This window comes from Paludisphaera rhizosphaerae (assembly GCF_011065895.1).
GTDB lineage: Bacteria > Planctomycetota > Planctomycetia > Isosphaerales > Isosphaeraceae > Paludisphaera > Paludisphaera rhizosphaerae.
In genome coordinates this window covers 36958-51350 of sequence record NZ_JAALCR010000030.1, presented here as the reverse complement: position 1 = coordinate 51350, position 14393 = coordinate 36958, and the positions used below count along the sequence as shown (strand labels likewise).

The window sequence follows — 14393 nt, the reverse complement described above, 5'->3', positions numbered from 1 at the left end:
ATGCTCCGGATCGTCGCCGACATCGGCAACTCCCGGCTGAAGTGGGCCCGCCTTGACGAGCACGGCGCCCCGGCCGAGACAGTCGCCCTGCCGCTCGACGATCCGAACGCCTGGGGAAAGGTCTACGACGACTGGCATGCCGGCGCGTCTGGCCCCTCGCTCTGGGTCGTCTCGACGGTCAATCCCCCTCTGGCTCGCTCCCTGGCCGACTTCCTGGCGACCCGAGAGCCGAAGCCCGCCGACGTCCGCTGGTTCCGAACCGCCGCCGAGGTCCCCCTCGCCAAGGATGTCGAAGGCGCCGACACCGGCGGCTCCGACCGCGCTCTGGCTGTGCTGGGGGCCCTGCGATTGCTTGGAGCCGGCCAGCCGATCCTGGTCGTCTCCTGCGGAACGGCAATTACGATCGAGCGAGTCACCGCCGACGGCGTCTGGCAAGGGGGCGTGATCGCCATGGGCCTGGGCCTTTGCGCTCGCGCTCTGCACCACTTCACGGCGCAGCTTCCGCTGGTGGCTCCCGACGCTTCGGCTCCTCCCTGGGGGCGGTCCACGAACCCCTCGCTGGAGGCGGGCGTCTTCTGGGGGACTGTGGGGGCCGTCCGCGAACTGCTGGAACGCCAGGAGCCCGACATGGAAGGCCCGCCGTTGGTCGTCTGGACCGGCGGCGACGCCTCGAAATTGGCCGAGGCCGTCGAAGGGCCCGCCGCCCGCGTCGTTCCCGATCTCGTCTTGCACGGTTTGATCCACGCCGCCTTTCCGAGCGACTCGAAATGAAGCCGACCGCCGACGCTACACCCGACCATGACGCACTGCGATGGGGATTCATCGGCTCGGGCCGGATGGCCTCGGCCCTGGTCAACGGGATGATCCGCGCGGGGGTGGCGACGGCCGACCGAATCCTCGCCAGCGACCCCCAGGCCGCGACCCGCGACGCCCTGGCGAAGGAGTCGGGGGTCGTTGCGCACGCCTCGAACGCCCCGGTCGTCGAGGGGAGCGACGTCGTCGTCCTGGCGGTCAAGCCCCAGAGCATGGCGGCCGTACTGGCCGAGATCGCGCCGGGCCTCGCGCCAAGGCATCTGGTCGTGTCGATCGCGGCGGGCGTGTCCATCGCGACGATGGCGAAGGCCCTGGGAGAATCGACGCGAATCATCCGAGTCATGCCCAACACGCCTGCCCTGCTGGGCGAGGGCGCCTCGGCCTTCGCGCTGGGCCCGAAGGCGACTGAGGCCGACTCCGCCGCGGTCCAGCGGTTCCTGGACTCGGTCGGCCGGGCGGTGCGGGTGCCCGAGTCGCAACTCGACGCCGTGACGGGCCTCTCCGGCAGCGGCCCCGCGTTCGTCTACATGATCATCGAGGCCCTCTCCGACGGCGGCGTCCGCGCCGGCCTGCCGCGCGACGTCGCCACGACGCTCGCCGCCCAGACCGTCCTGGGCGCGGCCAAGATGGTCCTCGAAACCGGCCTCCACCCCGGCGCCCTGAAGGACCAGGTCACCAGCCCCGGCGGTACCACGATCGCCGGCGTCCAGACCCTCGAACGCGCGGCCTTGCGCGGTGCCCTCATTGACGCCGTCGACGCCGCCTCGCGCCGTTCGGCCGAGTTAGCGGCGATTGCGAAATCCTGATCGGGGTCGTCCGCACGGGCGATATCTCCCGTGCTAGACTGGGAATTGTACGGAGAACTCCTACGGCGGAGGCTGAGCACGATGGCGACCGCTTCCCAGCGAACCGTTGAGAGTGAGGTGTCGATCTTCGCTCGTTTCTTCGACGACGAGAGTGGGCGGATGCCCGAAGAGAGGGCCCGCCAGATTCTCGGCATTCAGGTCAGCGAGCGTGACAAGAGCCGAATGCGAGAGCTAGCGGATCGCAACCAGGAGGGAACGCTTTCGGACGCAGAGCGGGAAGAGATGGTGGCCTTTGCGAAGGCCACGACCCTGCTGTCGATCCTAAAGTCGAAAGCCCGCCTTGCACTCGGCGTCAAGATCGAGCGACGGTCGAAATCGTGACCGGAATCACAGCGACTCTGTCGCGACGGGTTCGTGAACGTGCCGACGGTTGTTGCGAGTATTGTCGCATGCCCGAGGATTTCGACTACGGCACCTTTGGGGTCGATCACATCATCGCCCGAAAGCACGGCGGCCCCACGGTCGCCGAGAACCTCTGCCTCAGTTGCTACTACTGGAAGTCGCAGACACGGTGCCTCCATTTTCAAGAGCCGTTGATCCTGGATTAGTTTCGACGCTACCTCTTGCGTTTGCCGCGACGGGCCGGTTTCGAGGGAGGTTGAATTGATGTCCCCTCCCTGCGTCCGAGCAGCTCCGCGTTGTACGCCTCCAGGCCACTCAACCCTGCCCGCAGCTCGGGCGAGAGCATCTCCCTCGCTTTGATCCGCTTGCCGTGCTTCCCGTCGAAGCTCAGACGCTCCAGGTACGAGACGTGGACGGCGTTCTTCATCTCCGGCGTGGCTCGCCGGTAGACTTCGCCGATGAATCGGAAGTGCTTCTTGACGGACGCCGTGTCTTCGTCGCTGATGGCCGATTGGGCGGCACGAGCGAGCATGCCCATCTCCAGATGGAGGAGCCCTCGGGCGCACTCGTCGATATCCGCGGCCACGGCGGGGTATCGTTCCGTCAGCATGGCGATGAACGCTTCACGATCAACCATGTCCCCCACGGTGGCGCTCCTTCGGGGTGGTGAGATCGGCCGGATATTCCACCATCCCACGGCGTGACGAGGCGGCGAGCTTGCGAAGCCGCTTCAACTCCTGCTTGTCGGCCCAGAGAATCCACAGGTGCTGCGCAGGAGTTCTGCGGGAATGGAGCCATCCCCGGCGCGCCCAGTCGGCGAGCTTCCCGGCGGACACCGGGACCGCTTCGGCCAGCTTCGGCAGCCACCACTCGTCCGACCCGAGTTGGTCGGCGTACTTCTTCTCGTTCGACAGGCCGCGACGCACGAGCAGTTCGTGGACGAGTTCGGGATAGAACTCGCCGCAACGCTTCGGCGGAACGAAACCCTCCTGGTTCAGGCACACGGCGATCTCCGCCGCCGTGCGACCCTCGTGGCGCAACGCGACGACTCGGTCCATGAGCTTGTCGAGGTCGCGGAGCTGCTCGTAGGTCCTGACCGGCCGCACGACCTCGTGCCGGCTGACAAGCCCGCCCTGCCAGTGGATCGCGACGTCCACATATTCGCTGTCGTTCTTCACCTGGACCACGACCCTTTCCACCAGGTGGCGGACGATCTCCTTGCGGTCCTGATCGGTCGTGTCGGGCGCATGCCAGAGCGCGGGCAGGTCGGAGGAGAGGGCCGCGATGAGGGCCCGCTCGTCGCGCGAGAGTTGCGGCGGCTGTTCCCGAAGGAACCGATCGTAATCGTCGCCGACCTGGCGCTCGGCCCGCAACGTCTCCTCCCACCGCTGTTCCAAGGACCGGGCCACGAGGCGGTTCTCCGGGTCGACGGCCCGGTAGCGCCGTTCGGCGTCCACGGCCTCGTATCGGGCCCGCTCCAGCCGCTGTTTCCAGTGCTTGTCCAGTCGGGCGCGGTCCTGCTGGACATCCTCCAGCGCCCGGCAGCTCAACTCCAGCGCGGCGGGTTCCAGGGCGTGAAGGACCTGCTGCACCACGAGATCGTCCACCACCGCGGCCTTGAGGCCGAAGCACGTCTGCTCCGTCCCTTCGTGGAGGTGTCGGACACAACTGTAATAGGCCCGAGCGTGAGTCCGATAGGACGGTTGGAGGCAGCGCCCGCAGTTGCCGCAGACGATCAGACCGGCGAGCAGGGCGGAGCCGCCGCGGGGGCTCCCCTTGCAGCCCGGGCCGGATCGGTGCTGATGCAGGGATTCTTGATTCGCCAGGTAGCGTTCCCAGGTGATGTAGGCCGGCAAGCAGTCGCGCTTCAGAACCTTCCATTGCTCCATCGGGACCCACGGGCCGACGCCGGTACGCTCGCCGTCGGCCGTCCGGACGTGCTTGTGAGGCCGACGCCCATAGGCGTAGGCCCCGGCGTAGATCGGATGTCGCAGGATCTGGAAGACGGTCAGCAGCACGGGGCGTCGCCACTCCAGGTTGCCGCGATTGGGCCCGTGGAACGGGCGGAACCCGATCTTGATGTTGTTGCGGATCAGGTAGTGGAAGACGCCCCAGGCGGTGCCGATCTCGTCGTATTTGTCGAAGATCAGGCGGATGACCTCGCGGACCTGCTCGTCGGGGTCGAATTCGACCCGTTCCGTGGAGAGCTTGACGTAGCCGGTCGGCACGCGGTGGAACAGCTCGCCGCGTTGGGCCTTGTTCAACCGGCCTCGTTCCAGTCGATTCCGCATCGTGACCAGCTCGAATTCGCTGATGGTCCCCTTCAGGCCGAGCAGGAGCCTGTCGTTGGTGTCCCGCGGGTCGTAGACGCCGTCTTCGTCCGCGAGGATCGTCCCGAAGATGGCGCACATCTCCAGGAGGTTGTGCCAATCCCTGCTGTTGCGGGCGATGCGGCTCATCTCGATGCCGAGGATCAGGCCGACGTGCTCCATGGTAACTTCGGCCAGGAGGCGTTGGAATCCGCCCCGCCGGTCGGCCGACCGGCCGCTCATCCCCTGGTCGTCGTCGATGACCAGGACACGGTCCCTCGGCCACCCGAGGGCGGCGGCGTGATCGGCGAGGGCGTACTGCCGCTCGCGGGATTCGCGGTGATTGAGCACCTGCTGGGGGTCGGATTGGCGGACGTAGACGACGGCGAGGCGGTCGAGGTGGACGTCGAGGATCTTCGACGATCGCAGCGCGCTGACGCGGACGGCCCCTTCAAGTACGCTCATGATCGCCCCCCTCTCCGACGGGAGGCCGGGGCAGTTGCTTGGCGACGACGCGGCTGAGCGTCAAGAGCGTCCGCTCGCGTTCGGCTTGGGAAAGGGCCGTCCAGAACTGGCTGAGCGGGATCCGCGGGCCGGTCTTCAGCAGGCGCGGGGGGAGACTCGACGGGAGGGGGCGTGTCGCACGATGAGCCTCCGTGTTGAGCTGACTCCAGGCGAAGCCGGCACCAATCGGCCAGTTTGAGGAGCGCCGGAACCCCGATTATGGGGGGCCTTTCGGAGGATCGACAAGGCTCAACTTCAGGTGTAGTCTGTTTGCTTCTTCTGCAACACGTTTAAGGGCACGGATATCGCAACGCTCGATCCCAAGTTCAGAAAGCTCACACCTCTGTTCAATCCACGCCGTCAACTCTGGGCGAGACACTTTCAGTGGGATGGCGCTCTGATGGTTGGACGTACGGCCGCCGGTCGGTCCACCATCTTTCTCCTCAGAATCAATGATCCATTTCGCGTGCAGCTTCGAGAAACGCTGATCGATGAGGGACTCTTCCCTGCGAGATGACGGCGATTGCAGGGTTTCGGGCGTACGTTCTTCGTTTGTCGACAGCTCCGCGCGAAAGCAGGTCACGCCCCCTGGCCGCCAGCGTCGGCCTTCACCACCTCCGTCAATTCAGCCAGTCGATACTCGATCTCCAGCAGCTTCTCGCGCGTCTTCAGCTCAGACTGCTCGACGACGTGGCGGGTGAGGAACATGGCGCCGGCGACGAGGAAGACCAGGCCGCAGAGGATCATTCGCAGGCCGCGGACGTCGTCGGGGGCGGCGACCATGAACAGGGTCGTCAGGAAGATGGGGAGGCACCAGGAGAGCCCGGCGGCGAGGCCCGTGTCGAGCTTCAGGTCGAGCACGCCCCGGCGGAAGACCCGCAGCCCCAGCCAGGCCCAGGCGAGTCCGAACACCGCCCCGCCGGCGAGGCCGAGTCGACCCGCCCAGGGGAGGCCGCCCGGGCCGACGACAGCCAGCGCGCCGAAGACGACGGCGCAAGCCGTACCGAAGATCGCCGAGGCGAGCCAGCCCCACCGTTGCCACTTTGTCAGCTTCTTCTCGATCATCGCTTGGATCTCCAGGTCGTAACGCCGCTTCAGGTCAGGGGTGATTCGTTCCGCCTTCAGGAGCCGATCGCGCATTCCGTTCGGGTCGCGGGTCATCGGTGGTCCTCCTCGCGTTCGAGGATTTCGCGGAGCGCCCGTTTGGCGTAATGGAGCCGCGACTTCGCTGTGCCGGGCGGGATTTCGAGGACCTCGGCGATTTGCTCCAGCGAGAGGTCTTCCAGGAAGAAGAGCGTGAGGATCTCGCGGTGAGCCGGCGAGAGCCGCTCCAGTCCGACATGCACCTGCTCGCATCGGTCGAGCAGGTCAAGGTCGTCTTCCGCCGTCGGGTCAGGCGGGTCGTCGAGCGATTCCTCGTGGGCCTCGTTGCGGAGTCGGCCCCGGCGGTGGCTGATCGCCGCGCATCGGGCGACCTGATAGAGCCAGACCGGCAGCCGTTCAGGCTGCCGCAACGAGCCGACGCTCTTGTAGACCCGCAGCCAGGTCTGTTGGAGAACGTCCCAGGCGTCCTCCTCGGTGGCGACCAGGCGACGGACGTAATAGAACAGCCGCCCTTCCCACTCGCGGACGAGTTCCTCGAACGCCCTCGCGTCGCCGCGACGGCATCGTAGGGCTAGCAGTTCAAGCCGAACGGCCTCTTTGTCCCTCGCCAACGTCGAGCCCTCCAACACCGGAGGAATAGCCGCTCGCGGAGGGCCGGAGGTTCAATCGCGGTCGCCGAATTCTCAGCCGCCCAGGTTCGTGGCGGCGAGCTGGATCACGGCGAAGATGAGGCCGACGAGGAAGATCAGATAGATTAGCCGGTAGCAGCTCAAAAGAGTCGCCAGGGCGGACATCAGGTGAGTGACGTCGCGGCCGCGGGACTCGGCGACGCGGCGGAAGTCGCTCCCGGCGCGGTGGGTCCAGACGCCGAACACGGCGAAGAGCATGCTCAGGAAGATGAGCCCGATCTCAATCTCGTGCAGCCGCGACCAGCGTTGGATCGCCGAAACCGCGAAGCAGAGACCGATCCCGACCATGAACAGGCCGACGAAGCTCATCTTCGCGCCGAGGTCCTGGATGATCAGGTCCTCGGCCGCGTTGAACTCGTACTCGGAGCGATGCGGCGGTATGGCCGGGGCGCCCGCTTCAACGGGGGCTGGAGGAGTCGCGTGTCTTGCGTCGCCAGGTGCCGTCGCCATCGTTCGCCGCCTTTCGCGGAGATCGTCCTGGGGGATTCACCCCCTCCAGGTTCATGGTGTGCCCGCGCCTTTGGCGCTGTCAAGGAGGAGGCGGCGAGGATCCATTGTCGATGATAGCCCGATTACGATAGCCGCGAACGGCCGAAGGCGTAGGTGTGGGTGATGGGATCGAGCTTGATTGAACGGATCCATCGACGGCGAAACCAGAGAGCAACCGTTTCTCGATCACCCTTCGGCGTGATAAACTGACGGTTTGCCGAGCCGGCATTGCGACGCCTCGCGAGCCGGATTCTCAACGCTTCCTGGTCGCCGGAAAGACATGCCTCAAATGGATCCGACCGATCTCTCGTCGCGGCCGGTGTTGGTGCTCGACTTCGGAGCGCAATATGTGCAGCTCATCGCGCGGCGGGTCCGCGAGCGGCACGCCTTCGCCCGGATCGTCCGCCACGACATCACGGCGGAACGCGTCCGCGAGTTGAACCCCCTGGCCCTGATCCTCTCGGGCGGACCGAGCAGCGTCTACGAAGCCGGCGCTCCCCAGTGCGACCCGGAGCTGTTCAAGCTGGGAATTCCCGTGCTGGGCATCTGCTACGGCATGCAACTGGCCGTGCAGGCGCTCGGGGGTAAGGTCGACGCTCCGCCGGCCCGTGAGTACGGTCGGACCGATTGCCACGTCGTCGACCCGGCCGAACCGCTCTTCCACGACGTGCCCCACGATACGACCGTCTGGATGAGCCACGGCGACCAGATTCTCGACGCGGGAAGCGATTTCGTCCCGCTGGCGGCCACATCCACCTGCCCGATCGCCGCGGCCAAGCACAAGAGCTATCCGTTTTACGGGCTCCAGTTCCACCCGGAGGTTTCCCACACGCCTTACGGGGCGCTCATGCTGGGGAACTTCCTCGACCGGATCTGCGGCAACCCCCGCGCCTGGACGATGGAGGCGTTCATCGAGCAGGCTCTTGAGCGGATTCGCTCGCAGGTCGGCCCTGACCAGCGGGTCGTTTGCGGGCTCTCCGGCGGCGTCGACTCGGCCGTCTGCGCGGCGCTCCTGGCGAAGGCCCTCGGCGATCGGGTCGTCTGCGTGTTCGTGGACACGGGGCTGCTCCGCGGCGGCGAGCGCAGCCAGGTTGAAGACGTCTTCCGCGGCCACAGCGACGCCGAGCTGCGCGTCGTCGACGCGGCCGACCAGTTCCTCAAGGCCCTCGCCGGCGTGACCGACCCCCAGGAAAAGCGGCGGCGGATCGGCCACACGTTCATCGAGGTCTTCCGCGAAGAGGCTCGATCGATTCCCGGAGCGCACTTCCTCGCCCAGGGGACGCTCTACCCCGACGTGATCGAGAGCGGCGGCGCGCCCGACGGCCCGGCCGCGACGATCAAGATCCACCACAACGTCGGCGGGCTGCCGGCCGAGCTGGGCTTCGAGCTGATCGAGCCCCTGCGCGACCTGTTCAAGGACGAGGTTCGCCGCCTTGGCCTGGAACTCGGCCTCCCCGACGATCTCGTCTGGCGGCACCCCTTCCCCGGCCCCGGACTGGCCGTCCGCTGCCTGGGAGAGGTCACCGCGCCGAGGCTCGAAGTCCTCCGTCAGGCCGACGCCATCTTCCTCGAAGAGCTGCGGGCCGCCGGCCTGGAACGCCAGACGGCCCAGGCGTTCGCCGTGCTGCTGCCGGTGCAATCGGTCGGCGTGATGGGCGACGCTCGGACCTACGAGAACGTGGTCGCCGTCCGCGCCGTCGAGACCGAGGATTTCATGACGGCCGACTGGTCCCGCCTCCCCCACGAGGTGCTGGCCCGAACGTCGACGCGGATCATCAACACGGTCAAGGGCGTCAACCGAGTCGTCTACGACGTGACGAGCAAGCCGCCGGGGACGATCGAGTGGGAGTAACCGCCATGATCTGCGGGAATCCCCTGGCTCGGTCCTGAATTTGCTTGATTGCGACTCGGTGGAATCGAAAGATTCGGCGGTGTGGACGGCGTCGGCGATCGACGGGCGAGAGTGATTGCAAGTCGTCAGGGTTTCGACGAAACCGTTCCACCGCCGTCGGTCTTCTTTCGGACGAGGGTCTGGGTCCGACCGTCTTGGACGACGCGATCCTCCTGGTTTAGCAGGCGACGCCGCCAGGTCACAACGGCCCGGCGTCCCCGCGACTGGGGCTCGATCGATTCGACCGTGGAGACGACCCGGACAGTGTCGCCGAACGCGATGGGGAGCAGGAATTTCCACTCCAGAACGGCGAGGAAGGCGAGCGTGTCCATCCGCGGCGCCGTGCTGGCCAGGCCCGAAGCCAGGGCCAGACCGAGCAGACCGTGGGCGACGGGTTTGCCGAAAGGGCCTTCCGCCGTCGCCCAGGCATGATCCATGTGGAGGGCGTTGAAGTCTCCAGAGAGGCCGGCGAACGTTGAAACGTCGGCCTGAGTGACTGTTCGGGAGGCGCTCTCCCACTCGTCGCCGACGGCGAGGTCGTCGTATCCCAGAACCGTCGTGCGGCGTCGGGGGCGGGATTCGGGACTTCCCTCGGTGGCTTCAGGTTCCATGGCCGATCTCTTCAATTCGGTTGCGAGCAGGTCCGTCGGCGACGAGTCTATCCGCCCCGTTGCGACGGCGGAAGCCGCCTTCCCCAACGTTGGGAGCCGGCTTCCCGAGCGATGATCGCAAGATCCATCAGTGTGGTGTGGAGGGGAACAACGACGATGTCACGTCCATATCGATTCGTGATCGCCGACGACGAGAAGGCGGTCGCCGCCGGGTTGCAGAACCAGCTTGAGTCGCTTGGTTACGACGTCGTCGCGGTGGTCAACGACGGCCAGCGCGCCGTTGAGATGTGCCGCCGCCTCGCCCCCGACGCGGTTTTCATGGACATCGAGATGCCCGGCATCGACGGTCTGGCCGCCGCCCGGCAGATCGCCGAGGACCCCGGCACGCCGGTCATCATCCTCACCGCCCACGGCCACCCGAACCTCATCGACCAGGCCGTCGAGGACGGTGTGATCTCCTACCTCCTCAAGCCGATGACGACGCCCAGCCTCCAGGCGGCCGTCGAGGTGGCGGTCGCCCGCGCCCGCGAGATCCAGACGCTCCAGGAAGACGTCGACCATCTCAAGATGACGCTCCGCGAGCGCAAGTTGATCGAGCGGGCCAAGGGGATCCTCATGACTCGCAAGCAACTCAGCGAGACTGAGGCCTTCCGGCTCCTCCAGCGCCAGAGCCAGGATCGCCGGGTGCCGATGGCGAAGCTCGCCGAGTCGATCATTCAGACCGACGAATTGCTCGACTCGCCCAGCCAGGCCGTCGCCCCCCCCTCGCGTCCCCTGCGACGCCCCGTCGAGCCCCCTCCGATCGACTAGTTGACCCCCGCCGCGGATCTGGTTAGGCTACGGTTGAGCCGAGGTTGATCGGGGGATTCCCGAGGAGACCTCGGCGGGTCCGCCCGGGGCCTTGAAGGCCTGACGGCGGGGCCCTCGCTTGGCTGGAGAAGGACGACCGGCCTTTCGCGGTCCCTGAATGCGATCCGTCCATCGGCGCATTCCCCTTCAACGCCCGGCGACCGCCCCGATCCTGGTTAGGTACTTGCTCCGGACGCGACCGCTCCAGCTTGCATCACGGCACCAAGGACGAGGGCAACGTCATGCCGATGCTCAATGTGCGAGCCGACCACCTTACCGATTCTGGGCCGGGCAGGACGCATCAGGAGTTGGCCCAGTACATCGAGGGCCACGTCAACCGGGTCTCCAACGGTCGCATCCGCGACCTCCGGGTGGACTACACGGACGACCGGATCCTCCTCCAGGGGCGGTCGAGGACGTATCACGCCAAGCAGGTCGCCCAGCAGGCCGTGCTCGACCTCACCGACGGCCACCCTCTGCTGGCGAACCAGATCGTGGTCTCTTGACCTGACCCGTCGCTCTTCGACGCCGATCGCCGCCCGTCCGACCGCGTCGTCGCGGAATTCGTTCCGGGCGGATCTTCAGAGCCGAGCAAGACAGATATGGACGCGCCTTCCGACGCCTGTCCCGACAGTATCCCCGCGCGTTTCGACCGACGAGAGTTGCACAATCTGCTCAGCAGCCTCAGCGACGAGTTCTGTCGTCCGCTGACCTCGTTGCGATCAGGGTTCGACCTGCTGCTGGGCGAGTCCCCCGCGCGCTTTTCCCCGGCTCAGCAGGGACACGTCGCTACCATGCGGACGCTCTGCGACGGCATGCTTCGGCTGTCGCGGAGCTATCTCGAATACGCCGAGGTCATCCGCTCCGCCCGATCCCCCAACCTGGGGACGTTCTCGATCCGGGCGCTCGTGCAGGAGGTGGACCGAACGTTCGCCGAAGCGGCCCGCGTCAGGGGGATTGCCTGGGAGGCCGAGGCCGTCGAAGGCGATGCCCTGGTTGTAACGGACGCCTCGCGGTGTCAGCAGATCTTCGCGGCGATGGCCTCCAACGCGTTGAAATTCACCCCGCCGGACGGCCGGATCCGCGTCGAGGGAAGGGCTGAGGCGGATTTCTGGAGTCTGTCGATCACCGACGACGGGCCGGGCGTCCCTCCTGAACACCACCACCGCGTCTTTGAACCGTTCTACCGCCTGGCTCGCGACGAGCATTCCTCGATTGAAGGGAATGGCCTGGGATTGGCCATCGGCCGGGAACTGTCCGCCCAGTTGCACGGCCGGCTCTCTCTGGAATCCGACGGCGTTCGAGGTCTCGTCGTCCGCGCGACTTTCCCCCGCACCCCTCCCTCCGATCCGCCGATCGCCATTGACCGCCTCGGCGATCGGGCGTAGCCTTCGTCGGATTCGGCCCGAGGCGCTGAGAGTCGATGCGCCCGGACGGGGACCGATCTGACCGCCCCAGGGAGGGGGATCGTGCGGATACGGCGAGGGGGCCTGATCGCCTTAACTGGCCTTCTTTTCTGGATGCTCCCGGGTCTTCCCGGGTGCAACTGGTCGTCGACGCGCCGATCGGCCCGGGACGCCCTCAGCCCGGAAAAAGCGGCTCAGGCTCGGGTTCTCGGCGAGCAGGCCCAACACGCCGTCGATGCAGGCGACCTCGCCACGGCCGAGACGACGCTCTCCCAACTGGTCGTCGTGGCGCCGGCCTCTCCCGAAGGCCACCAGCGGATGGGATCGGTCCTGCTGCTCCAGGGGAGGCCGGACGAGGCCGAGATCTGCTTCCGCAAGGCGCTGGAGCTGGATCCGGATTACGCCGCCGCACTGATCGGCCTGGCTCGGATCGACGCGATCCGGGGGCGTTACGATTCGGCGCTCAAGCGGCTGGAGACGGCCGTCGAGATCGAGCCTCACGACGCCTCCGCTCATCTTGCTCTCGCCCAGGTGCTGGAGACCGTCGGCAGGGTCGACGACGCGCTGGCCGCCTGCTTCCGCGCCCTGGAGGCTGATCCCTTTCTCGCCGAGGCCAACCGCCGGATCGCCATCGTCCAACTGGCCCGCAACGAGGCCGATCAGGCGCTCGCGCGGCTGGATCAGACGCTCGAATCATCTCCTGGCGACGCCGAGGCGCTCTACCTCCGCGGCCGAGCCCATCTCGCCCTGCATCACGTCGGCCCGGCCGTCGACGACCTCCGCTCCGCCTCCCAGAAGCTTCCGGCCCGCCCTGAGGTCCACCTCGCTCTGGCTCAGGCGTTGGAAGCCGCCCGCCGCCCCGCCGACGCCCTCCAGGCCGTCGAGGCCGTCCTCCGGCTCTCCCCCGACGACGCCGAGGCCCGCACCCTCAGCGAACGCCTCCGGCGCTGAGACTGGCCGGCCGCCCATCGGTGCAGGCTCAATTGGGCGAGAGCATCAGACCCGCTTCGTCATGCTACGAAAGGACTCGATGTCGATCTGTGGTTAACAAAAATTCATTTTGCGGGTGTGAAGTGGGGTCGACGGTGAATCGTTGGGTGCTTCGGTGTTTCATGATTTGGAAGAAGACGTTTGCAAATAAGAAAGTCGTACTGTTAAATCGGGTCGCGCCGCGATCGTTCGTTTCCCCCTCTCAAAACCATTCGACGCGGCCTCGAACTTGAGTCTGTCCTCAATTGATCGCGTCCTTACTTGTACGCGTCGATGAGATGACGTTCCTCCACGCTGCGCATCTTTTTTTGGCGAGAGACACTCCATGGTTGAGCGAGGCCGGCCCTTTTTTCGCGCGGTTGCAGGCGCGACGACGATTGTCTGCTGTTGGATCTTTGCTTCGCCTTTGAAGGCGGACGAGATCGTGCTTCAACTCCCGATCAGCGTCATCCCCGATGGCCAGTTGATCGACGTTGGAACGCGTACCCACGATCTCGGATCGTTCCAGATCAATATCAACGCCGACGCCGGGCTTGCCGCCAATTCCGCAGCGTTGGCGGCCTTTCAGCGGGCCGCACAGCAGTGGGTGTCGAGGATCAGCGACCCGATCACGATCAACATCTCAGCCAGCCTGGCGAATCTAGGTGGCGGCGGGATTATCGGCCAGACCGCGTCGAGCTATGTGGCGGCGAGTTACAACACGATCAGGAACGCCATGGTCGCCGATGCCGTGGCGGGAGGAGATCCGGGGGACGCCATCGTCGCCTCATTGCCGACCGCCGCCCAGTTCGCCGCGATCCTCCCGACGGGGTTCAGCCTCACGGGGGCTATCGCGCTGACGACGGCCAACGCCAAAGCGCTGGGGTTCACGGTCAACGCAGCTTCGGACGCATCCATCACGTTCAACTCGCAGTTCGCCTTCGACTACGACAACCGCGACGGTGTCGACGCCGGGAAGATGGATTTCGAGACCGTGGCCGCCCATGAGATCGGCCACGCCCTTGGCTTCGTCTCCGCCGTGGACGACGTCGACTATTACCGGGCGCTTGGTCAGACCGCCTCGATCTACCTGAACCCCCTGGATCTGTACCGATTCCAGAACAACGTGGCTGGACGCGACCCTTCCACAACCTCTGAATTCACGTCGTTCGCACGCTATCTGAACTCGGGAGGCGACGCGATCACGGACACGATCGCCAACGAGTGGAGGATGTCGACGGGCGCTTACACCGGCGACGGCAATCAGGCCAGCCACTGGAAGGCCGACGACATCACGGGCCTGAACATCGGCATCATGGACCCGACCCTCGCCTTCGGGCAGATCACGAAGGTCGGCGAGAACGACCTGCGGGCGTTGAGCCTCATCGGCTACAACATCTCGTCCGCCGCGGTTCCCGAGCCCTCCTCGATCCTGATGCTCGGCCTGGGCTCGATCGTTCTGGGCGGGGCTGTCCGTCGTCGAACGGTCGGTTGATCGTTGAAATCGAGAAGCCCTGACCCGACGCTTTCCGGCGCTCGGGTCAGGGCTTC

The 14393-nt window shown here is 66.3% G+C and carries 16 protein-coding genes; 10 read left to right on the top strand and 6 right to left on the bottom strand.

Features of this window, described 5'->3' with window-relative positions; translation table 11 throughout:
- The 4 genes from G5C50_RS26855 (at position 1) to G5C50_RS26840 (ending at position 2227) form a co-directional block, all read left to right on the top strand.
- Positions 1–771, top strand: a complete 771-nt coding sequence (locus G5C50_RS26855) for a type III pantothenate kinase (protein ID WP_165074059.1) — start codon at positions 1–3, stop codon at positions 769–771.
- Positions 768–1619 (top strand): pyrroline-5-carboxylate reductase, encoded by an 852-nt coding sequence (proC, locus tag G5C50_RS26850; protein WP_165074058.1) that lies wholly within the window; start codon positions 768–770, stop codon positions 1617–1619. The genes G5C50_RS26855 and proC overlap by 4 nt, the downstream gene beginning before the upstream one ends.
- A gap of 81 nt (positions 1620–1700) precedes the next feature.
- Entirely contained in the window at positions 1701–2000 is a 300-nt protein-coding gene (locus tag G5C50_RS26845; RefSeq protein ID WP_206107872.1) for a hypothetical protein, read from the top strand.
- Positions 1997–2227 (top strand): HNH endonuclease, encoded by a 231-nt coding sequence (locus tag G5C50_RS26840; protein ID WP_255487555.1) that lies wholly within the window; start codon positions 1997–1999, stop codon positions 2225–2227. Before G5C50_RS26845 ends, G5C50_RS26840 begins: the two co-directional genes overlap by 4 nt.
- A gap of 8 nt (positions 2228–2235) precedes the next feature.
- Here G5C50_RS26840 and G5C50_RS26835 read toward each other — a convergent pair whose 3' ends face one another.
- From G5C50_RS26835 to G5C50_RS26815, 5 genes are all read right to left on the bottom strand, one after another.
- Positions 2236–2658, bottom strand: coding sequence for a DUF7674 family protein (locus G5C50_RS26835; protein WP_456093845.1), 423 nt, complete (start codon positions 2656–2658; stop codon positions 2236–2238).
- Positions 2651–4795, bottom strand: a complete 2145-nt coding sequence (locus tag G5C50_RS26830; protein ID WP_165074054.1) for a recombinase family protein — start codon at positions 4793–4795, stop codon at positions 2651–2653. The genes G5C50_RS26835 and G5C50_RS26830 overlap by 8 nt, the downstream gene beginning before the upstream one ends.
- A 618-nt stretch (positions 4796–5413) precedes the next feature.
- Complete coding sequence (locus G5C50_RS26825; protein ID WP_165074053.1) at positions 5414–5995, bottom strand: hypothetical protein; 582 nt, start codon at positions 5993–5995, stop codon at positions 5414–5416.
- Positions 5992–6549: an RNA polymerase sigma factor gene (locus tag G5C50_RS26820; protein WP_165074052.1), complete on the bottom strand. Its 558-nt coding sequence runs from the start codon at positions 6547–6549 to the stop codon at positions 5992–5994. The genes G5C50_RS26825 and G5C50_RS26820 overlap by 4 nt, the downstream gene beginning before the upstream one ends.
- 72 nt (positions 6550–6621) lie before the next feature.
- Positions 6622–7077 carry a hypothetical protein gene (locus G5C50_RS26815; protein ID WP_165074051.1) on the bottom strand — a complete coding sequence of 152 codons (456 nt, stop codon included), beginning with the start codon at positions 7075–7077 and terminating at the stop codon, positions 6622–6624.
- Positions 7078–7405: 328 nt separating this feature from the next.
- On the opposite strand from G5C50_RS26815, the gene guaA reads away from it, so the two are divergent.
- Complete coding sequence (guaA, locus tag G5C50_RS26810; protein WP_165074050.1) at positions 7406–8968, top strand: glutamine-hydrolyzing GMP synthase; 1563 nt, start codon at positions 7406–7408, stop codon at positions 8966–8968.
- A 125-nt stretch (positions 8969–9093) separates the two neighbouring features.
- On the opposite strand, the gene G5C50_RS26805 is transcribed toward guaA, so the two are convergent.
- A complete protein-coding gene (locus G5C50_RS26805) occupies positions 9094–9618 on the bottom strand; it encodes a MaoC family dehydratase (RefSeq protein ID WP_165074049.1) in 525 nt (174 codons plus the stop codon).
- A gap of 156 nt (positions 9619–9774) precedes the next feature.
- Here G5C50_RS26805 and G5C50_RS26800 point away from each other — a divergent pair, with 156 nt between their 5' ends.
- The 5 genes from G5C50_RS26800 (at position 9775) to G5C50_RS26780 (ending at position 14337) form a co-directional block, all read left to right on the top strand.
- Positions 9775–10428 carry an ANTAR domain-containing response regulator gene (locus G5C50_RS26800; protein WP_165074048.1) on the top strand — a complete coding sequence of 218 codons (654 nt, stop codon included), beginning with the start codon at positions 9775–9777 and terminating at the stop codon, positions 10426–10428.
- Between the two features lie 281 nt (positions 10429–10709).
- Positions 10710–10973: a hypothetical protein gene (locus G5C50_RS26795; RefSeq protein WP_165074047.1), complete on the top strand. Its 264-nt coding sequence runs from the start codon at positions 10710–10712 to the stop codon at positions 10971–10973.
- A gap of 96 nt (positions 10974–11069) precedes the next feature.
- Entirely contained in the window at positions 11070–11855 is a 786-nt protein-coding gene (locus tag G5C50_RS26790; RefSeq protein ID WP_165074046.1) for a sensor histidine kinase, read from the top strand.
- Positions 11856–11936: 81 nt separating this feature from the next.
- Complete coding sequence (locus G5C50_RS26785) at positions 11937–12824, top strand: tetratricopeptide repeat protein (protein ID WP_165074045.1); 888 nt, start codon at positions 11937–11939, stop codon at positions 12822–12824.
- A gap of 463 nt (positions 12825–13287) precedes the next feature.
- The gene (locus G5C50_RS26780) at positions 13288–14337 is read left to right on the top strand and encodes an NF038122 family metalloprotease (protein ID WP_165074044.1); all 1050 of its coding nucleotides are present in this window, start codon (positions 13288–13290) and stop codon (positions 14335–14337) included.
- The last annotated feature ends 56 nt before the right edge of the window (positions 14338–14393 follow it).